We start from the raw sequence: 16,679 nt of genomic DNA, 5'->3' as shown, positions 1-16,679 counted from the left end.
GGGGCTGAAAATTTAAAGGTTTAGCATCTGCCAAGAAGCTCATCTATGTCGAGTCCCTGGCCTTTCAGATAATCCACGAGGGGCTGGGGAGGTTCCACGGAAGCCGAATTGACGCTGGTTATCTCTATTCTAATCTCATCGACCCAGCGTTCGTCGTCTTTCTTGTAGTATGCCTTCTGGAGCATCTCAACAGGGACGAGATCCTTGGTCAGCTTTACAGTTACCGTGCCGCTGTAGTCCTTTTCATTTCCCGTTTCGCTCCAGATGGTGTGGTTAACGGTGATGATGTAGTAGTCCCCATCGGTTGTAACCGTTGCGTTTTCGAGGGGGAAGTCCTTCCAGAGGTTATCGAGGAGGGTCGAGTTCACCTCGGGCCCATTACCGGTCTCATAGCATGAGAACTGCCAGTTCACAAGTCCGCTCTTGTTGGTCAGCGTGACAAATCCGGCCTTAGTCGTGTAGTAATATACTGCATAGACAAGCTTTCCGGTTCTGTTGGCAACGGTGATTGACGATTTCATCTCGTTTTCCTTGTCTATGGAGACCCTGGAGTAGAGCGTTGCTGTAAGATTGGTTCCGTTGTACGTTTTGACGTCCATAATGTATTCATAGCTTTTTATTCCAGCAACGGCACTCTCAAGCTGCTCCTTTGTAAAAGGCATGTTTTTGGTCGTGGTTGTCGTCGGGTTGCTTCCCCCCGGGGAGATACACCCAGACACAAGAACCGTGAGAACGAGCAGCACACCGATGATTCCCAAGTATTCCTTCCTCATTCCATCACCCGAGAATAGTTCAGCTCCCGGTATTAAAAGGTTGGCATCAAAGTGAACCCAAAATCCTGCTCAAATCACCCAGCCTGCCGAAGTCCAGGAGTTCGTCCTCCAGAGGGACCAATACTCTGGCATCGGACAGGTCATACTCGCGGAGGAACGGTGAGACTATCTCCCTGAGGACGTCGTTTCCGTACGCCCAGGGGCTGAAGGCGGGAAGAACTATCAGCCTCTCGCCCATCAGGAAGGTGGGAACCTTGACCAGCGCCCCCACCTCATCGCGGAGCCGTATTGAGGGGTGTTCATGCCCTATTATAAAGCGCTCTCCATCGACGAGTCTATGACCGTGAACCAGCTTCCACTTCCCCACCTCGAGTTCATCCACGACCTCAACACCCAGCTCCCTGAGCCAGAGCGTCCCAACGTCGTGGTTCCCCCTCACCAGGATGAGTTCATTAACCCGGGGCAGTATCTCCTCAACGAACGCCTTCAGCTCTTCCCTCTCCCTCCATTCGGGCACAAAGGAGTGCTTCAGATCGCCGTCCACGACAAAGACCCTTGGCTTCTCCCGCTCTATGAGAGATTTTAGCTTCCCAACTACCTCATGGAAGACCCTCGGCAGGTAGAAGCCCTCCCTCGCCATGCTGACCTCGTAGCCGAGATGGAGGTCGGCTACGACCAGGGTGTTTCCGAGTTTCAGCACCTTCCCAGGAAGCGGCACGGGTCTCATGTGCTGGAGTTTGAACTCCGGCTTTTAAACTTTGTTAGGGCAACCGAAAAGGTTTTAAATCTGTCCATTAAAGGAACAGTGGTGAGTAGAAATGCCCTACATTGGTTTCGCAAGGAGCCCCCACGGACCCGCTAAGACATACCAGCTCGTGCTCAGCGAGCTTGAAAGAAGGGGTTTTTCCATCGGGTTCTCAAAACATCACTGGGCGGGTGACCTGCCCTTCGGCCTGATAGTGGCTGAAACTGAGAGGGGAGAAGTCGCCATAAGGTGGGCACTGGGCGGAGAGTTCAAGGTAGAGATTGAAGAGGTGGATGGAGAGACATACGACGAGTTCATTGAGGACACACTTGAGTACACCAACGCGGACTCAGGATGAGCGCTCCTGCTTTATCCTCTCTATCACGTCGAATAGGCTCCACAGATCCCGTATCACGTGCAGGTGCGGTATCAGAGCGAGCCTCTCGCGGTTCTTCTCAACGAACTTGGCGCTGAAGGGGAAGTAGTACCACACATACTCCGTGTTTTCGTCCCCGTGACCTATGAAGCGCCAGGGTTTGTCGTCCACCCACACAAATATATCGTCTCCGTACTTTTCCCGGACCTTCCTGAAGGCCTCGTCTATCGTCATCTCACGTCCGAAGACGATAACGTCGTCAAAGAGGTCGTAGATCCCCATCTCCTTGAGCCTGCGAACCTTCATCCCCTCAATGAAGTCCTCGGCCGAGAACGAGATAACCGTGTGGCCTTCCTCCTTGAGCCTTTTGAGCAGCTCGGGGGCGTCATCGAGGGGCTTGGTTAGCTTCGCCCTTTCCTCGAACCAGGTTTCAAAAAACTTTGTCCTCAGGAAGAACGGGGGCTTTGAGGTCTTCCTGTGGCTTCCAAAGGCTGGCCTCTCAAAGTAGTTCTCGATCCTGGTGAGTGCCTTGGCCCAGAGGCCCTTGAAGGGAAGCCAGCGATAGCGTCTCTCCAGGGCCCTTTTGAAGGCTTCCTCTATGCACGAATAGGTGTCGGCCAGTGTCCCATCGAAGTCGAAGGCGATTATCATACGTAACCCCCCCGGTACGTTTTCTCCTCTGTCTTTAAATCTTGCCTTTTTTAGGCTCCAGTTCGCGAGCAGGAAATACCACATTTGGTAAATACTGCCGCTTTGGACGACACTTTCGACTTGGATAGCGGATGATGTTGTAACTTAAGTAATTCAAAAGAGTTTTAAATTCTTCCAACCTCAAAAAAATCTGCAACCTGTTGGAGGGAGGTAAAATGAAGAAGGTTCTGTCCGTGATGATAGTGCTCTTGGCCGTGTCCGGGCTGGTCGCGGCATGGCCCACCAACGGGCCAAACCTTGACGACCCGATGAACGTCCACCAGAGGCTGACCTACAAGGCGATTGAGGCAGTCTACAACGACAACCCCCAGCTCGGTGCGATCCTCATGCAGTACAGGGATCAGCTCCTCTACGGGGCGTACGATGAGGACTGGACTGGCGGGAGCATAGAGGTAGGGGGCAAAACGTACACGATACAGAGCCAGTACCACTTCCTTGACCCCATGGACCATGCCGAGCTGTTCACCGTCGCCCTTCTCGGCGACCCGGACACCTCCGCCGCCGACATGGTCCAGAGGCTCTACGAAAAGGCCGTCCAGCTCTGGAAGCAGGGCGACAGGGCCGGGGCGATGTACTACCTCGGCAGGGCGCTCCACATAATCGAAGACCAGGGCATGCTCATAGGCCACCAGACGCCCCACCTCTTCGAGGATCTTGAGCAGGAGAAGTACGTGGAGAACGCCCACGACTTCGTTGAGAATCAAGTCTCACCAACGGTCGCGGACGATATCCTCAACAACCGTGTCCCGCTCGATCTGACCCCGATAAAGTGGTGGCAGATACCCCAGGAGAAGGCCAGGTTCATACAGGGCTACGACATATACCTTACGGACAACGAGAACGGACACATGAGCCTCTCGAACGGCGTCGCCTGGGCCTACGCCGACCTCGCCGCCCACAACTCGTGGAGGTACATGCTCTATTCCACCGGGAAGGACATAAACCTGTGGAGCGAATGGGGGCACCTTGGAAGCTACTTCTGGACGAGAACCCTCAGAAAGGGGGACTGGAGCGTCCTCAAGCTTGAGTTCAAGGGTGCCAGCTCAATAACCCTGGTCTTCAAGGACATAGATATGCAGAACGCCTACTTCAAGACCCTCGGCTACGTCGAGATCTACGACAAGAACTGGAACCTCATAGCGAGGTACGCCCAGGATCCGAACCCGCTCGTCGACACCAGCGTCACCGTCCCCGGGGACACCGTCTACATCTACACCCACGTTGACGGCACCGCGTGGCTGGACAGCGACGTGGACGGCTGGGCCATCAGAAACATTGAGCTCCACGCGAACTTCGACGTCAACGCGCCGAGCGGCTTCAAGACCCTCGACGGGAGGGAGTACAGCAAGGTCCAGTGGGCCGTCTACGAGACCATGCAGTACGACATCAGACTGCTCGCAGGCCTGATGGAGAAGTTCTTCGAGGACGTCGGCATTACAGGCTGATTCTTTTTTATTCCAACTTTTTCTGAATTTATTCCCCCACCCCCTGCGGCACAAAGCATATAACAATGCCGGCCCTATTTTCCACGACTGTCTTAAAGTTCAGAGGGTGATAAGCATGGGAAGGCACTACCTCCCTAACGCCGCGCATAAGGAGGAGCTCGCCCGGGAGATCGGGTTCACTTCGGTCGAGGAGCTCTTTTCGGACGTCCCCAGGGGAATGGTCAAAGAGTTCAACCTTCCCGAGGGAAAGAGCGAGTATGAGGTATTTCTTGAGCTCAGCGAAATTCTATCCAAAAACAAAACCGTCCTCGAGATGCCCAGCTTCCTCGGTGCGGGTACGTACTTCCACTACGTTCCGGCACACGTCAAGTACATCATAGAGAGGAGTGAATTTCTCACGTCCTACACTCCCTACCAGCCCGAGATAAGCCAGGGCATGCTCCAGGCTCTCTTTGAATACCAGAGCCTCATAGCCGAGCTTGTTGGTCTGCCGATCGTGAACTCCTCCATGTACGACTGGGGGACGGCTATGGCCGAAGCGGCTTTGATGAGTGCCAGGGTGACCCGAAAGAGCAAGTTCGTAGTCCCCAGGGCACTCAGCCCGGAGAAAAAGAGGGTTCTCGAAACCTATACTGCCGGGCCCGGACTCCGGATTGAGTACATCGACTGGAACGAAGGAGGGCAGGTCAGTATCGAAAAGCTCAAGGAAGTCGCTGATGGAGCCGCTGGCGTCTACGTCGAGATCCCCAACTTCTTCGGTCTTCTGGAGGAGAACATCAGGGAGATCGGCGAGATAGCCCATGATGCCGGGGCACTGTTTGTCGTCGGTGTCGACCCAACTATCCTCGGCATAGTTGAAGCACCCGGCGAGCTTGGAGCCGACATTGTCGTCGGAGAGGCCGCATACTTTGGAAGCCCGATGAACTTCGGTGGCCCCAGAGCCGGAATATTCGCCGTCAGAAATGACAGGAAGCTGATAAGGCAGATGCCAGGGAGGATAATCGGAATGACGAAAGACGCCGAGGGGAAGAAGGCCTTCGTCATGACCCTCCAGACCAGGGAGCAGCACATAAGACGCGCCAAGGCGACTTCGAACATCTGTTCAAACGAGGCCCTGGTGGCGGTTGCCGCGGCGATACACCTTGCGACCCTTGGCCCGAAGGGTCTCCGGGAGCTCGGAGAGGTCATCCTCAAGAACACCGCCTACCTCAAGAAGCGCCTGGGAGAGATCGCCGAGATTCCCTTCGAGGGGATTAATTTCAAGGACGTTCTTGTGAGGTTCGAAAAGCCCTACAGGGAGATACATGAGGCCCTTCTTGAGAGGAACATCCACGGCGGCTACTACGTAGGAGAGCACTTCCCGGAGCTGGGAGAGGGTGCTCTCTTTGCAGCCACAGAAACGACGAGAAAAGAGTGGGTCGATGCACTCATAGAGGCCCTAAAGGAGGTGGCCTGAATGTTCCGTCAGGCTAAGTGGAGCGAACCGCTCATCTTCGAGCTTTCCCGCGAGGGAAGGGTTGGCTACACCATGCCACAGCCCATTGAAGACGTCAGCGTCGAGATTCCCGAGAAGCTGAAAAGAAAGAGCTCGCTCAACCTCCCCGAGCTGAGCGAGCCTGAGGTGGTCAAGCACTACACGCGCCTGAGCGAGATGAACTACGGCGTCGATAACGGCATCTATCCCCTCGGCTCGTGCACCATGAAGTACAACCCCAAGATCAACGAGGAGATGGCCGGCCATCCGGGAGTGGCTTACATCCACCCCTACCAGGACGGGAGAACCGTCCAGGGAGCGCTCAAGATAATGTGGGAGCTGGAGGGGTGGCTCAAAGAGATAACCGGCATGGACCGCTTCACCCTCCAGCCAGCGGCCGGAGCTAACGGGGAGTTCACAGGGGTCATGATAATCCGCGCCTACCACCTCGACAGGGGGGACACCCAGAGGACGGAGATGCTCGTGCCGGATTCTGCCCACGGAACGAACCCCGCGAGTGCGGCAATGGCGGGCTTCAAGGTCGTCGAGATACCCTCCAACGAGAACGGAACCGTTGACCTTGAGGCTCTGGAGAACGCCGTGAGCGAGAGGACGGCAGGACTGATGCTGACAAACCCCAACACCCTCGGCATCTTCGAGGACGAGATACTGGAGATAGCGAAGATAGTCCACAAGGCCGGGGGACTTCTCTACTACGACGGGGCAAACCTCAACGCCGTCCTCGGAAAGGTGCGGCCTGGAGATATGGGCTTCGACGTCGTGCACCTCAACCTCCACAAGACATTCTCGACCCCGCACGGCGGAGGTGGTCCGGGAAGCGGGCCTGTTGGTGTTAAGGAATTCCTCAAGGACTACCTTCCTGTCCCTCTCGTCGGTTATGACGAAGAAAACGACCGCTACTACCTCGACTACAACGTGCCGAAGAGCATCGGCAAGGTCAAGGAGCTCTACGGCAACTTCGCCGTGATGGTGAGGGCCTTAACGTACCTCAAGATAATGGGGAGAGAGGGCCTCAGGGAGGTCAGCGAGATAGCGGTGCTCAACGCAAACTACCTCACCCAGAAGCTGAAGGGGACCAGGGGCTACGAGCTGCCCCACAAGGAGCTCAGGAAGCACGAGGTTGTGTTCAGCGCCGAGCCTATGAAGAAGGAGACGGGAGTCAGGGCCCTTGACGTGGCGAAGAGGCTCCTCGACTTCGGCCTCCATGCGCCGACCATCTACTTCCCGCTGATAGTGCACGAGGCGCTCATGATAGAGCCTACCGAAACTGTTAGCAGGGAGGAGCTCGACGCCTACGTCGATGCCCTGAAGAGGATAAGTGAGGAAGCCTACAGCAACCCAGAGGTCGTCAAGAGCGCTCCCCACAACACAGCAGTGAAGAGGGTGGACGATGTCCTGGCCGCCAAAAGACCAATAATAACCTGGCGCATGTACAGGGAGCTGAAAAAGAAGGGAGAGGTTGATATCTGATTTTTACATCTTTTCAAACTTTTACCTCCGGAATTTACTTATTTTTAAGCAGAAATCCTAATAAGTCTTAGGCGCCGAATAATATTTTGGTGCCCGAAAATGAAAGCGATAATGTGGAATGATGCTGGTTTTCTGCCGGAGAACGTCTCGGAGTACGAGGTCCCTATCAGGGGGTTTCTTCTAAAGGCCGGCAGACTCGTTGGCATTTATCTAAATGACGGTTTTCTGCCTGTGAGTGAGGAACTTCCCAGGGATCTAAACGAAGACATCCTTCGCGGCCGCGTTAAAAAACACCTTCTTGTGAGGGAGATAATTGAAAGCGGTCTCCGCTTGATAGAGGCCTACGTTCACGACGGTTATATGGCGTGGCTGGTTCATAGAACAGCCATACCAGAGAATGATTCGGGCTAGGCACATGGAGATGAACGCTGGAGCCCCGGGCGGGATTTGAACCCGCGACCGGCGGATTACAAGTCCGCCGCCCCGCCAGGCTAGGCTACCGGGGCACGGTTTTAAGAGCAACGGGGGCTAATATAAAGTTTTCTCTTGCACCAAGGCATCACCGTAAGTTTTATAAATCCCCCCTGTATTCCCTACATTGGGTCGTGCCGCCGTAGCTTAGTCGGTAGAGCGCCGGACTGTTAATCCGGCGGTCCCCGGTTCGAGTCCGGGCGGCGGCGCCATATCGTGGGCCCGTAGCTCAGCCTGGTCAGAGCGCGCGGCTCATAACCGCGTGGTCGGGGGTTCAAAGCCCCCCGGGCCCACCACAAGAAACTCTTCTAGCGAAAGTTTCGATCAAAAGCTGGCAGTACACCCAATCGGCCAAGCTTGATATCGTTTTTAGTTCTAAGGAGGCAGTGTCGGGCTGCAATGTCTGACGAGTCCCACAGTTTCCAGATCTCCTGCAATCAGGGAATAAAGTCTGGCCGCCAGCCAAAATAAGCCAATACATCCCCATGTTCTGGATTTAGAGCCCAGGTTATCCCCCATTTTTCTCAAAAAACTGACCAGATTTTGCCCATATTTTGAGCGAATATGACAACAAATTTCACCAAATGGGACACAATAACAAGTTATTCCACAGAACAACATCAAAACTCCAACGGATTTCAGGCGTTCGGCCATTTCCCGTTGAGTTCGAACCTCGAACCCGTGCTGACCATTTATAAGGCTTTCCCAGTAAAGGTGAACATAACAGTGCATCAGCGTAGATTTTCGGCATGGAAAACGGTTCTTAAACTTTTCGTAACCGATATAAACCCCTGCGGGCGAGTTATCACTCGAAAAGCTTATATACCGAAACCCGCAGGTGGGAGGTAGTGATAATCGTTCTTAAAAAATGTTAAGGGGGCAATTCTCGGTGGCGGCGAAAAAAGAATTTGATATATTCACTCACGAGCTGGTTCCTGAGCACAGAATACTCAGCGAGGAGGAGAAAGAGGAGCTCCTCAGGAGATACAGAATTAGGATTTCCCAGCTTCCGCAGATCAAGGCTTCAGACCCGGCTGTGGTGGCCCTGGGCGCAAAGCCCGGTGACGTTCTTGAGATTAAGAGAAAGAGCCCGACGGCGGGCTACTATTACTACTACCGCCTGGTGGTTGAGGACTGATTCTGCGAGGTGAGATTATGGCATCGAGAGGACCGACCGTTGTGGATGTTACTCCTGACGACCTCTGGCTCGTTATGGAGGCATACTGGAAGGAAAAGGGACTCGTCAGACAGCACCTTGATTCTTACAACGCCTTCATCGACTACGGGATGCAGAAGGTCATAGACGAGTTCGGCGGCATTAAGCCGGACATCCCCGATTTCGAGGTCAAGTTTGGAAAGGTTCGCCTCGGCGAGCCCGAGTTCCAGGAGGCCCAGGGACAGAGAAAGCCCCTCTACCCGATGGATGCGAGGATCAGAAACCTGACCTATTCTGCTCCACTGTATCTTGAACTCATTCCTGTCGTTAACGGCATCGCCCAGGAAGCTGTCGAGGTACGCATAGGCGAGCTTCCGATAATGCTCAAATCCAAGGCGTGCCGCCTCTACGGCCTCAGCGACGAGGAGCTTATAAAACTCGGCGAGGACCCGAAGGATCCGGGAGGATACTTCATCATCAACGGTTCCGAGAGGGTTATCGTCTCTATCGAAGACCTCGCCCCGAACAAGACCCTGGTTGAAAGGGACCAGAGGCAGAACAGGGTGATAGCCAAGTGCTTCTCCTACAGGCACGGATACAGGGCTTTAATCACTGTCGAAAGGAGAAAGGACGGAATCCTCTACGTCAACATTCCAAACGTTCCCAGGCCGGTTAAGTTCGTCTACGTTATGCGCGCCCTGGGTGTTCTCAGCGATAAGGAGATCGTCGAGGCGGTGAGCGACGACCCGCGCATACAGCAGGTTCTCTTCGACAACCTTGAGGACGCAAGCGACATAACCAGCCAGGAGGAGGCGCTCGACTACATAGGCAAGCTCGCCCTCCCAGGCCAGCCCAAGGAGTACAGACTCAGGAGGGCCCAGCACATCATAGACAACAACCTCCTGCCCCACATGGGCGTTGAGGAGAAGGACAGAAAGGCAAAGGCCTACTATCTCGGCATGATGGCCCTCAAGGTTCTGGAGCTTTCCCTCGGCCTCCGCGGTGAGGACGACAAGGACCACTACGCCAACAAGAGGCTCAAGCTGGCTGGAGACCTCCTCAGAGACCTCTTCCGCGTTGCCTTCGGCCAGCTCGTAAAGGACATGCAGTATCAGATGACAAAGACGTACCAGAGGAAGGGCGAGCGCTACACCTTCGAGAACATCCAGAGGTTCGTGAGAAACTCTATAAGGCCCGACGTGCTGAGCGAGAGGATTGAGCATGCCCTCGCTACCGGTGCCTGGCCAGGTGGTAGAACCGGTGTGAGCCAGCTCCTCGACAGGACCAACTACATGTCAACCCTCTCTCACCTCAGGCGCGTCACTTCTCCTCTGAGCAGGGATCAGCCCCACTTCGAGGCGCGTGATTTGCACGGAACCCACTGGGGCAGGATATGCCCAACGGAAACCCCGGAAGGTCCGAACTGTGGTCTCGTCAAGAACCTCGCTCTGATGGCCCAAATAACCACCGGAATCCCAGAGGAGGAGGCCAGGGAGTACCTCAACAGGCTCGGAGTTGTCCCAATAGAAGAGCAGAGGCCGAATCCAGACCTCTGGCGTGTCTACCTCAACGGTGTCCTCATCGGAACCGTTGAGGACGGAGAAAGCCTCGTGAACAGAATAAGAACCGACAGAAGAAGCGGAAGAATAAGCGACGCAATCAACGTTGCCCTCTACCAGGACGAGGAGGTCAAAGAGATATACATCAACAGTGACGATGGCCGTGTTAGGAGGCCCCTCATCATAGTCGAAAACGGACAGCCAAAGCTCACGAAAGAGCACATCGAGGGAATAAAGAACGGCACCCTCACCTGGAGCGACCTCGTCAAGATGGGGGTCATCGAGTACCTGGACGCTGAGGAAGAGGAGAACGCCTACGTGGCAACGTGGCCCTGGGAGGTCACCGAGGAACACACCCACCTTGAGCTGATGCCCGCGGCGATACTCGGTATTCCGGCCTCACTCGTCCCGTATCCGGAGCACAACGCCGCTCCAAGAAACACCTACGGTGCAGGTATGGCAAAGCAGAGCCTCGGTCTCGGCTGGGCCAACTTCCGTATAAGAGTCGATACGAGAGGTCACCTAATGCACTATCCGCAGGTTCCGCTCGTCAACTCGCGCATAATGAAGGCCGTCGGTTTTGAGGAGAGGCCCGCCGGTCAGAACTTCGTGGTCGCGGTTCTCAGCTACTCGGGATACAACATGGAAGATGCCGTCATCATGAACAAGGCATCGATAGAGCGCGGTCTTGCTCGCTCAACCTTCTTCAGAACATATGAAGCTGAGGAGAAGAGATACCTCGGCGGTCAGACTGACCGCTTTGAGGTCCCCGACCCGACGATACAGGGCTATCTCGGCGAGAAGTACTACAGGCATCTCGATGAGGACGGCATAATCTTCCCGGAGTCAAAGGTGGAAGGAAAGGATGTCCTCGTCGGAAGAACCTCCCCGCCGAGGTTCCTTGAGGAGCAGAGCGGTCTCGGAGGCATAATCCTCCAGGAGAGGCGTGAAACCAGCGTTGCCGTCAGACCGAGCGAGAAGGGCATCGTGGACAAGGTCATCATCACCGAGACCGGCGACGGAACCAAGCTCGTCAAGATAACCGTGAGGGATCTGCGCATCCCAGAGTTCGGAGACAAGTTCGCATCGAGGCACGGTCAGAAGGGTGTTATAGGTCTGATCGTCCCGCAGGAGGACATGCCCTGGACCGAGAGCGGAATCGTTCCCGATCTCATAGTCAACCCGCACGGTATCCCGAGCCGTATGACCGTCGGACAGCTCATCGAGGCAATCGGCGGAAAGGTTGCCTCGCTAAAGGGCAGACGCGTTGACGGCACTGCCTTCATCGGTGAGCCGGAGGAGAGACTCAGGAAGGAGCTTGAGGAGCTAGGGTTCAAGCACAGCGGAAGGGAGGTCATGTACGACGGCATAACAGGAAGGAGGCTTGAGGCCGACATCTTCGTCGGTGTCATCTACTACCAGAGGCTCCACCACATGGTGGCCGACAAAATGCACGCGAGGAGCAGGGGTCCCGTACAGGTTCTCACCAAGCAGCCGACCGAGGGTAGAGCCAGGGAAGGCGGTCTCAGGTTCGGTGAGATGGAGCGTGACGTCCTCATCGGCCACGGCGCCGCGATGCTGCTCATAGAGAGACTGCTGGAGGAAAGCGACAAGACCGAGGTCTGGGTCTGCGAGAGCTGCGGACACCTGGCACTTGAGGACAAGCGCCGCGGTAAAGTCTACTGCCCGGTCTGTGGAGAGGAAGAGAAGATAAGCAAGGTGGAGATGAGCTATGCCTTCAAGCTGCTGCTGGACGAGCTGAAGGCGATGGGAATAAGGCCGTCTCTCAACATAGTTGATAGGGTGTGATCGCCATGCAGTCGATGAAAAAGGTCATCGGAAGTATTGAGTTCGGAATCCTCTCACCTCAGGAAATCAGAAAGATGAGCGCGGCCGAGATAAGCGTCCCCGATACATACGACGATGACGGTTACCCCATCGAGGGCGGCCTCATGGACAAGAGGCTTGGTGTTATCGACCCGGGACTGCGCTGTGAGACCTGTGGTGCCCGCGCCGGAGACTGTCCCGGCCACTTCGGTCACGTTGAACTCGCCAGGCCGATAATCCACGTCGGCTTCGCCAAGACCATCCACAGGGTTCTGGAGAGCACCTGCCGCGAGTGCGGAAGGATAAAGCTCACCGACGAGGAGATAGAGGAGTACACCCACAAGTTCGAGGTCATGGGCGACAGGAAGAAGGCCAAGGACAGGCTCATCAAGGAGATACACAAGAAGGCCAAGGAGAGAATGGTCTGCCCGCACTGCGGCGCCCCGCAGTTCCCGATCAAGTTCGAGAGGCCGACCATCTACTGGGAGCTCAGGAAGGACGAGGAGGGCAACGAGTACAAGCACAGGATGATGCCGAGCGAGGTCAGGGACAGGCTTGAGAAGATACCCGACAAGGACCTCCATCTCCTCGGACTCCATCCCGAAAAGGCCCGCCCGGAGTGGATGGTTCTCACGGTTCTGCCCGTTCCGCCCGTTACCATGAGACCCTCCATCACCCTTGAGAGCGGTATCAGAGCGGAGGACGACCTCACCCACAAGCTCGTCGACATAATCCGTATCAACAACCGCCTCAAGTCCAACATCGAGGCTGGAGCCCCTCAGCTTATCATAGAAGACCTCTGGGACCTCCTCCAGTACCACGTCACCACCTACATCAACAACGAGACCTCCGGAATTCCGCCGGCCAAGCACAAGAGCGGGAGGCCGCTGAAGACCCTGGCGCAGAGGCTCAAGGGTAAGGAAGGACGCTTCCGTGGAAACCTCAGCGGTAAGCGTGTCAACTTCTCCGCCCGTACCGTCATCAGCCCCGACCCGATGATAAGCATCAACGAGGTTGGTGTCCCCATAGCTGTAGCCATGGAGCTCACCGTTCCGGAAAAGGTCACCGAGTTCAACTTCGAGAAGCTCAAGAGGATGGTCCTCAACGGGCCCGAGAAGTACCCGGGAGCCAACTACGTTATCGACCCGGAGGGCAGGAGAATCCGCCTCATGGAGAACAACCTTGAGATCATCGCCGAAAAGCTCGACCTCGGCTGGACCGTCGAGAGACACCTCCTCGATGGCGACATAGTCCTCTTCAACAGACAGCCCTCGCTTCACAGGATGTCCATCATGGCCCACCGCGTCAGGGTAATGCCCTACAAGACCTTCCGCCTCAACCTCGCCGTCTGCCCGCCCTACAACGCGGACTTCGACGGTGACGAGATGAACCTCCACGTCCCGCAGACGGAGGAGGCGCAGGCGGAAGCGAAGATACTCATGGAAGTTCAGAATCACATCATCTCACCGCGCTACGGCGGCCCGCTCATTGCCGGAATACAGGACCACATCTCCGGCGGCTACCTGCTCACACGTGAGGGAGCCTACTTCACCCGCTCAGAGGTCGAGCAGATGCTCATGTTTGCAGGCGTTGACGTGAAGGAGCTCCCCAAGCCGGACAAGATCGAGAACGGCGTTGAACTCTGGAGCGGAAAGACGATATTCTCACTCCTCCTGCCGGACGACCTCACCATCTGGTACCGCAACAAGCTCTGCGATGAGCCCGAGAGATGCGAGGCCATTGAAAAGCTCATCGAGGAGAAGCTCATCCCTGACGAGGAAGAGGTCAGGAAACTCGCCTACGACGGCTTCACCTACATACTCAATGGAAAGCTCCTGAGCGGTGCGATAGACAAGAAGGCCTACGGAAGGGAGGACGGAAAGCTCCTTGACCTCATAGTGAGGGAGTACGGTGTTGAGAGGGCGAGGCAGTTCCTCGACCAGGTCACCAAGCTGGCCATATGGGTCATAACCCACAAGGGCTTTACCACCGCGATAGACGACGAGGACCTTCCAAGCGAGGCTCTCGACAGGATCAAGGAGATAATCCGCGAGGCTGAGGAAAGGGTCAACAGGCTCATTGAGGCGTACAAGAACGGAGAGCTTGAGCCTTTGCCCGGTAAGACCCTCGAAGAGACGCTGGAGAGCAACATCATGGCCGTTCTCGCCGAGGCGCGTGACAACGCCGGTAAGGTCGCCGAGCGCTACCTCGGTATGAACAACCACGCCGTCATAATGGCAAAGACCGGGGCTAGGGGTAAGATGCTCAACATCACCCAGATGGCAGCGATGCTCGGCCAGCAGTCCATCCGTGGTAAAAGGCTCTACCGCGGCTACCGCGGAAGGGTTCTCACTCACTTCAAGCCAGATGACCTCGGGGCCAGGGCGAAGGGCTTCGTCACCAACTCCTACAAGAGCGGTCTCACGCCACAGGAATACTTCTTCCACGCCATGGGCGGACGTGAGGGACTCGTCGACACCGCGGTCAGGACAGCCCAGAGCGGTTACATGCAACGCAGGCTCATCAACGCGCTCCAGGACCTCAAGGTTGACTACGACGGAACGGTCAGGGATCCAACGGGAATCATCGTCCAGTTCAAGTACGGTGAGGACGGAATAGATCCCATGAAGAGCTGGGGAGGCAAGACCGTGGACGTTGATAGGGTCATTGTGAAAACCCTGCTCAAAGTGAGGGGGAGGGGGTGAGGTAAATGGTCGCCGCAAAAACCATCAAGAGCATGGTTGACAAGGCCGAGCTTCCCGACAACATCAAGGAAGAGCTCTACAGCAAGCTCATCGAGTACAACAAGAAGTACAAGCTCAAGAAGGCCGAGGTTCAGGCCATCATAGACGAGGCCGTCAAGGAGTACCAGAGGGCGCTCATAGAGCCGGGCGAGGCCATCGGGACCGTCGCGGCACAGTCCATCGGTGAGCCTTCAACGCAGATGACCCTCAACACCTTCCACTACGCGGGTGTCGCCGAGATTAACGTCACCCTCGGTCTGCCGAGGATCATCGAGATTGTCGACGCGAGAAAGAACCCCTCAACGCCGATCATGACCGTCTACCTCGACGAGAAGCACCGCTATGATAGGGAGAAGGCTCTGGAGGTCGCGAGGCGCATTGAGGGAACCACCCTGGAGAACCTTGCAAGGGAGACCAGCATAGACATCCTCAACTTCGAGTTCATAGTCGACATCGACCCGGAGAGGCTCGAAAAGGCCGGTCTCGACATGGAGAGAATCCAGAGGAAGCTGGAGAGCTCCTTCAAGAGCGCCGAATTTGAGGTTGACGGCTATACGGTCATAATGCGCCCCAAGAAGGTCGGCAAGCTCTCCGACCTGAGGAGACTTGCCGAAAAGGTTAAAAAGCACCGCCTTAAGGGTCTCTCGGGCGTCGGGAAGACCATCATAAGGAAGGAAGGCGACGAGTACGTCATCTACACCGAGGGTTCCAACTTCAAGCAGATCCTCAAGGTTCCGGGCGTTGACCCGACGAGAACCAGGACCAACAACATCCACGAGATCGCCGAGGTGCTCGGCATCGAGGCGGCGAGGAATGCAATCATCGAGGAAATCGTCAACACGATGCGCGAGCAGGGTCTTGAGGTCGACGTCAGGCACATCATGCTCGTCGCCGACATGATGACGCTCGACGGTGTGATACTGCCCATAGGCAGGCACGGTATAGTTGGGGAGAAGGCCAGCGTGCTTGCCAGGGCCGCCTTCGAGATCACCACCCAGCACCTCTTCGAGGCTGCTGAGAGGGGCGAAACCGATCCGCTCAATGGCGTCGTCGAGAACGTCCTTATTGGACAGCCCGTGCCCGTCGGTACGGGGATAGTCAAACTGGCAATGAATCTCCCCCTGAGACCGAAAAGGGAGTAGGGAGGTGTAGTTAATGGTTGACTTTGCATTCGAGCTTAGGAAGGCTGAGGAGACCGGAAAGATAATCATGGGTGCCAAGAAGGCCATACAGTACGCCAAGATGGGTGGAGCGAAGCTGATTATCGTCGCAAAGAACGCCAGGCCGGACATCAAGGAGGACATCGAGTACTACGCCAAGCTCAGCGGCATACCTGTTTACGAGTTTGAGGGTACCAGCGTCGAGCTCGGAACGCTCCTCGGAAGGCCGCACACTGTCTCGGCCCTCGCCGTGATAGACCCCGGTGAGAGCAGAATACTGGCTCTTGGGGGTAAGGAGTAATGCCGCTCAAGCTCAACACCGACCAGATCAAGTTCATAGCGCTCTTCGAGAGCATGACCGGAGCGACAGTGATGGACTGCCTCATAGACAGCAAGAGGAACAGGCTGATCTACGTCATCAAGAAGGGTGAGATGGGGCTGGCACTCGGAAAGAAAGGAGCCAACGTCAAGCGCGTTCAGAACATGCTCGGAAAGGACATAGAGCTTATCGAGCACTCAGACAACCCAGAAGAGTTCCTGAGGAACATTTATAAGAGCCTCGGGGTTAAGGTTAAAAAGGTTCACATCACTGAGAAGCGTGATGGTAAGAAGGTCGCCCTCCTGGACATCGGCCCGCGTGAAAAGCCGCGCGCCATCGGAAGGGGCGGCCAGAACATCAACTTCGTGAAAGAGTTGATGGAGAGACACCACGGCATCCACGATGTGATCATAATTTGAGGTGATGAT

At 55.8% G+C, this 16,679-nt stretch carries 14 protein-coding genes and 3 tRNA genes; 13 read left to right on the top strand and 4 right to left on the bottom strand.

Translation table 11 applies throughout. The features are described from left to right. Nucleotides 1-20: 20 nt before the first annotated feature. Together ACZ5M3_RS10715 and ACZ5M3_RS10710 are read right to left on the bottom strand one after the other, a co-directional pair. Nucleotides 21-773, bottom strand: a complete 753-nt coding sequence (locus ACZ5M3_RS10715) for a hypothetical protein (RefSeq protein WP_464839549.1) — start codon at nt 771-773, stop codon at nt 21-23. Nucleotides 774-819: 46 nt separating this feature from the next. Then, the gene (locus ACZ5M3_RS10710; RefSeq protein ID WP_464839548.1) at nt 820-1,500 is read right to left on the bottom strand and encodes a metallophosphoesterase; all 681 of its coding nucleotides are present in this window, start codon (nt 1,498-1,500) and stop codon (nt 820-822) included. Between the two features lie 91 nt (nt 1,501-1,591). On the opposite strand from ACZ5M3_RS10710, the gene ACZ5M3_RS10705 reads away from it, so the two are divergent. Beyond that, nucleotides 1,592-1,876, top strand: a complete 285-nt coding sequence (locus ACZ5M3_RS10705) for a thioredoxin domain-containing protein (RefSeq protein WP_464839547.1) — start codon at nt 1,592-1,594, stop codon at nt 1,874-1,876. Here ACZ5M3_RS10705 and ACZ5M3_RS10700 read toward each other — a convergent pair. Continuing rightward, nucleotides 1,868-2,545, bottom strand: a complete 678-nt coding sequence (locus tag ACZ5M3_RS10700; protein WP_464839546.1) for an HAD family hydrolase — start codon at nt 2,543-2,545, stop codon at nt 1,868-1,870. The two genes, ACZ5M3_RS10705 and ACZ5M3_RS10700, sit on opposite strands and share 9 nt — an antisense overlap. A 215-nt stretch (nt 2,546-2,760) precedes the next feature. Here ACZ5M3_RS10700 and ACZ5M3_RS10695 point away from each other — a divergent pair, with 215 nt between their 5' ends. The 4 genes from ACZ5M3_RS10695 to ACZ5M3_RS10680 all read left to right on the top strand — a co-directional run bounded on the left by ACZ5M3_RS10695 (nt 2,761) and on the right by ACZ5M3_RS10680 (nt 7,426). Continuing rightward, on the top strand, nt 2,761-4,050 hold the full coding sequence (locus tag ACZ5M3_RS10695; protein WP_464839545.1) for a phospholipase C/P1 nuclease family protein: 1,290 nt from the start codon (nt 2,761-2,763) through the stop codon (nt 4,048-4,050). A 115-nt stretch (nt 4,051-4,165) separates the two neighbouring features. Beyond that, nucleotides 4,166-5,506 (top strand): aminomethyl-transferring glycine dehydrogenase subunit GcvPA, encoded by a 1,341-nt coding sequence (gene gcvPA, locus ACZ5M3_RS10690; protein WP_464839544.1) that lies wholly within the window; start codon nt 4,166-4,168, stop codon nt 5,504-5,506. Further along, entirely contained in the window at nt 5,507-7,015 is a 1,509-nt protein-coding gene (gene gcvPB / locus ACZ5M3_RS10685; RefSeq protein ID WP_464839543.1) for an aminomethyl-transferring glycine dehydrogenase subunit GcvPB, read from the top strand. 99 nt (nt 7,016-7,114) lie between these two features. Continuing rightward, on the top strand, nt 7,115-7,426 hold the full coding sequence (locus ACZ5M3_RS10680; RefSeq protein ID WP_464839542.1) for a hypothetical protein: 312 nt from the start codon (nt 7,115-7,117) through the stop codon (nt 7,424-7,426). Between the two features lie 18 nt (nt 7,427-7,444). Here the strand turns inward: ACZ5M3_RS10680 and ACZ5M3_RS10675 are convergent. Beyond that, a tRNA-Thr gene (locus ACZ5M3_RS10675) sits at nt 7,445-7,521 on the bottom strand. A 101-nt stretch (nt 7,522-7,622) separates the two neighbouring features. On the opposite strand from ACZ5M3_RS10675, the gene ACZ5M3_RS10670 reads away from it, so the two are divergent. From ACZ5M3_RS10670 to ACZ5M3_RS10635, 8 genes are all read left to right on the top strand, one after another. Then, nucleotides 7,623-7,698, top strand: a tRNA-Asn gene (locus ACZ5M3_RS10670). A 6-nt stretch (nt 7,699-7,704) separates the two neighbouring features. Next, nucleotides 7,705-7,782: transfer RNA gene (locus tag ACZ5M3_RS10665), tRNA-Ile, on the top strand. A 593-nt stretch (nt 7,783-8,375) separates the two neighbouring features. After that, nucleotides 8,376-8,624 carry a DNA-directed RNA polymerase subunit H gene (locus ACZ5M3_RS10660; RefSeq protein ID WP_167911740.1) on the top strand — a complete coding sequence of 83 codons (249 nt, stop codon included), beginning with the start codon at nt 8,376-8,378 and terminating at the stop codon, nt 8,622-8,624. A 17-nt stretch (nt 8,625-8,641) separates the two neighbouring features. Next, nucleotides 8,642-12,010, top strand: coding sequence for a DNA-directed RNA polymerase subunit B (locus tag ACZ5M3_RS10655; protein WP_464839541.1), 3,369 nt, complete (start codon nt 8,642-8,644; stop codon nt 12,008-12,010). A 5-nt stretch (nt 12,011-12,015) separates the two neighbouring features. Next, nucleotides 12,016-14,733, top strand: coding sequence for a DNA-directed RNA polymerase subunit A' (locus ACZ5M3_RS10650; RefSeq protein ID WP_464839540.1), 2,718 nt, complete (start codon nt 12,016-12,018; stop codon nt 14,731-14,733). A gap of 5 nt (nt 14,734-14,738) precedes the next feature. Continuing rightward, complete coding sequence (gene rpoA2, locus ACZ5M3_RS10645) at nt 14,739-15,914, top strand: DNA-directed RNA polymerase subunit A'' (protein WP_464839539.1); 1,176 nt, start codon at nt 14,739-14,741, stop codon at nt 15,912-15,914. A 13-nt stretch (nt 15,915-15,927) separates the two neighbouring features. Then, the gene (locus tag ACZ5M3_RS10640) at nt 15,928-16,233 is read left to right on the top strand and encodes a 50S ribosomal protein L30e (protein ID WP_297091764.1); all 306 of its coding nucleotides are present in this window, start codon (nt 15,928-15,930) and stop codon (nt 16,231-16,233) included. Further along, nucleotides 16,233-16,670 (top strand): NusA-like transcription termination signal-binding factor, encoded by a 438-nt coding sequence (locus tag ACZ5M3_RS10635; RefSeq protein WP_464839538.1) that lies wholly within the window; start codon nt 16,233-16,235, stop codon nt 16,668-16,670. The genes ACZ5M3_RS10640 and ACZ5M3_RS10635 overlap by 1 nt, the downstream gene beginning before the upstream one ends. Nucleotides 16,671-16,679: the final 9 nt, after the last annotated feature.

This window comes from Thermococcus coalescens (assembly GCF_055392585.1).
Note: the sequence above shows the minus strand (reverse complement) of the source record. Positions and strands in the feature narration are given on the sequence as shown.

What these genes read in the sequence shown, in the direction of transcription:
- ACZ5M3_RS10710 (WP_464839548.1), bottom strand. Translation starts at nt 1,500, where the DNA reads ATGAGACCCGTGCCGCTTCCTGGGAAGGTGCTGAAACTCGGAAACACC.
- ACZ5M3_RS10700 (WP_464839546.1), bottom strand. Translation starts at nt 2,545, where the DNA reads ATGATAATCGCCTTCGACTTCGATGGGACACTGGCCGACACCTATTCG.
- ACZ5M3_RS10635 (WP_464839538.1), top strand. Translation starts at nt 16,233, where the DNA reads ATGCCGCTCAAGCTCAACACCGACCAGATCAAGTTCATAGCGCTCTTC.
- ACZ5M3_RS10715 (WP_464839549.1), bottom strand. Translation starts at nt 773, where the DNA reads ATGAGGAAGGAATACTTGGGAATCATCGGTGTGCTGCTCGTTCTCACG.
- ACZ5M3_RS10655 (WP_464839541.1), top strand. Translation starts at nt 8,642, where the DNA reads ATGGCATCGAGAGGACCGACCGTTGTGGATGTTACTCCTGACGACCTC.
- ACZ5M3_RS10695 (WP_464839545.1), top strand. Translation starts at nt 2,761, where the DNA reads ATGAAGAAGGTTCTGTCCGTGATGATAGTGCTCTTGGCCGTGTCCGGG.
- gcvPA (WP_464839544.1), top strand. Translation starts at nt 4,166, where the DNA reads ATGGGAAGGCACTACCTCCCTAACGCCGCGCATAAGGAGGAGCTCGCC.
- ACZ5M3_RS10680 (WP_464839542.1), top strand. Translation starts at nt 7,115, where the DNA reads ATGAAAGCGATAATGTGGAATGATGCTGGTTTTCTGCCGGAGAACGTC.
- ACZ5M3_RS10640 (WP_297091764.1), top strand. Translation starts at nt 15,928, where the DNA reads ATGGTTGACTTTGCATTCGAGCTTAGGAAGGCTGAGGAGACCGGAAAG.
- ACZ5M3_RS10650 (WP_464839540.1), top strand. Translation starts at nt 12,016, where the DNA reads ATGCAGTCGATGAAAAAGGTCATCGGAAGTATTGAGTTCGGAATCCTC.
- rpoA2 (WP_464839539.1), top strand. Translation starts at nt 14,739, where the DNA reads ATGGTCGCCGCAAAAACCATCAAGAGCATGGTTGACAAGGCCGAGCTT.
- gcvPB (WP_464839543.1), top strand. Translation starts at nt 5,507, where the DNA reads ATGTTCCGTCAGGCTAAGTGGAGCGAACCGCTCATCTTCGAGCTTTCC.
- ACZ5M3_RS10705 (WP_464839547.1), top strand. Translation starts at nt 1,592, where the DNA reads ATGCCCTACATTGGTTTCGCAAGGAGCCCCCACGGACCCGCTAAGACA.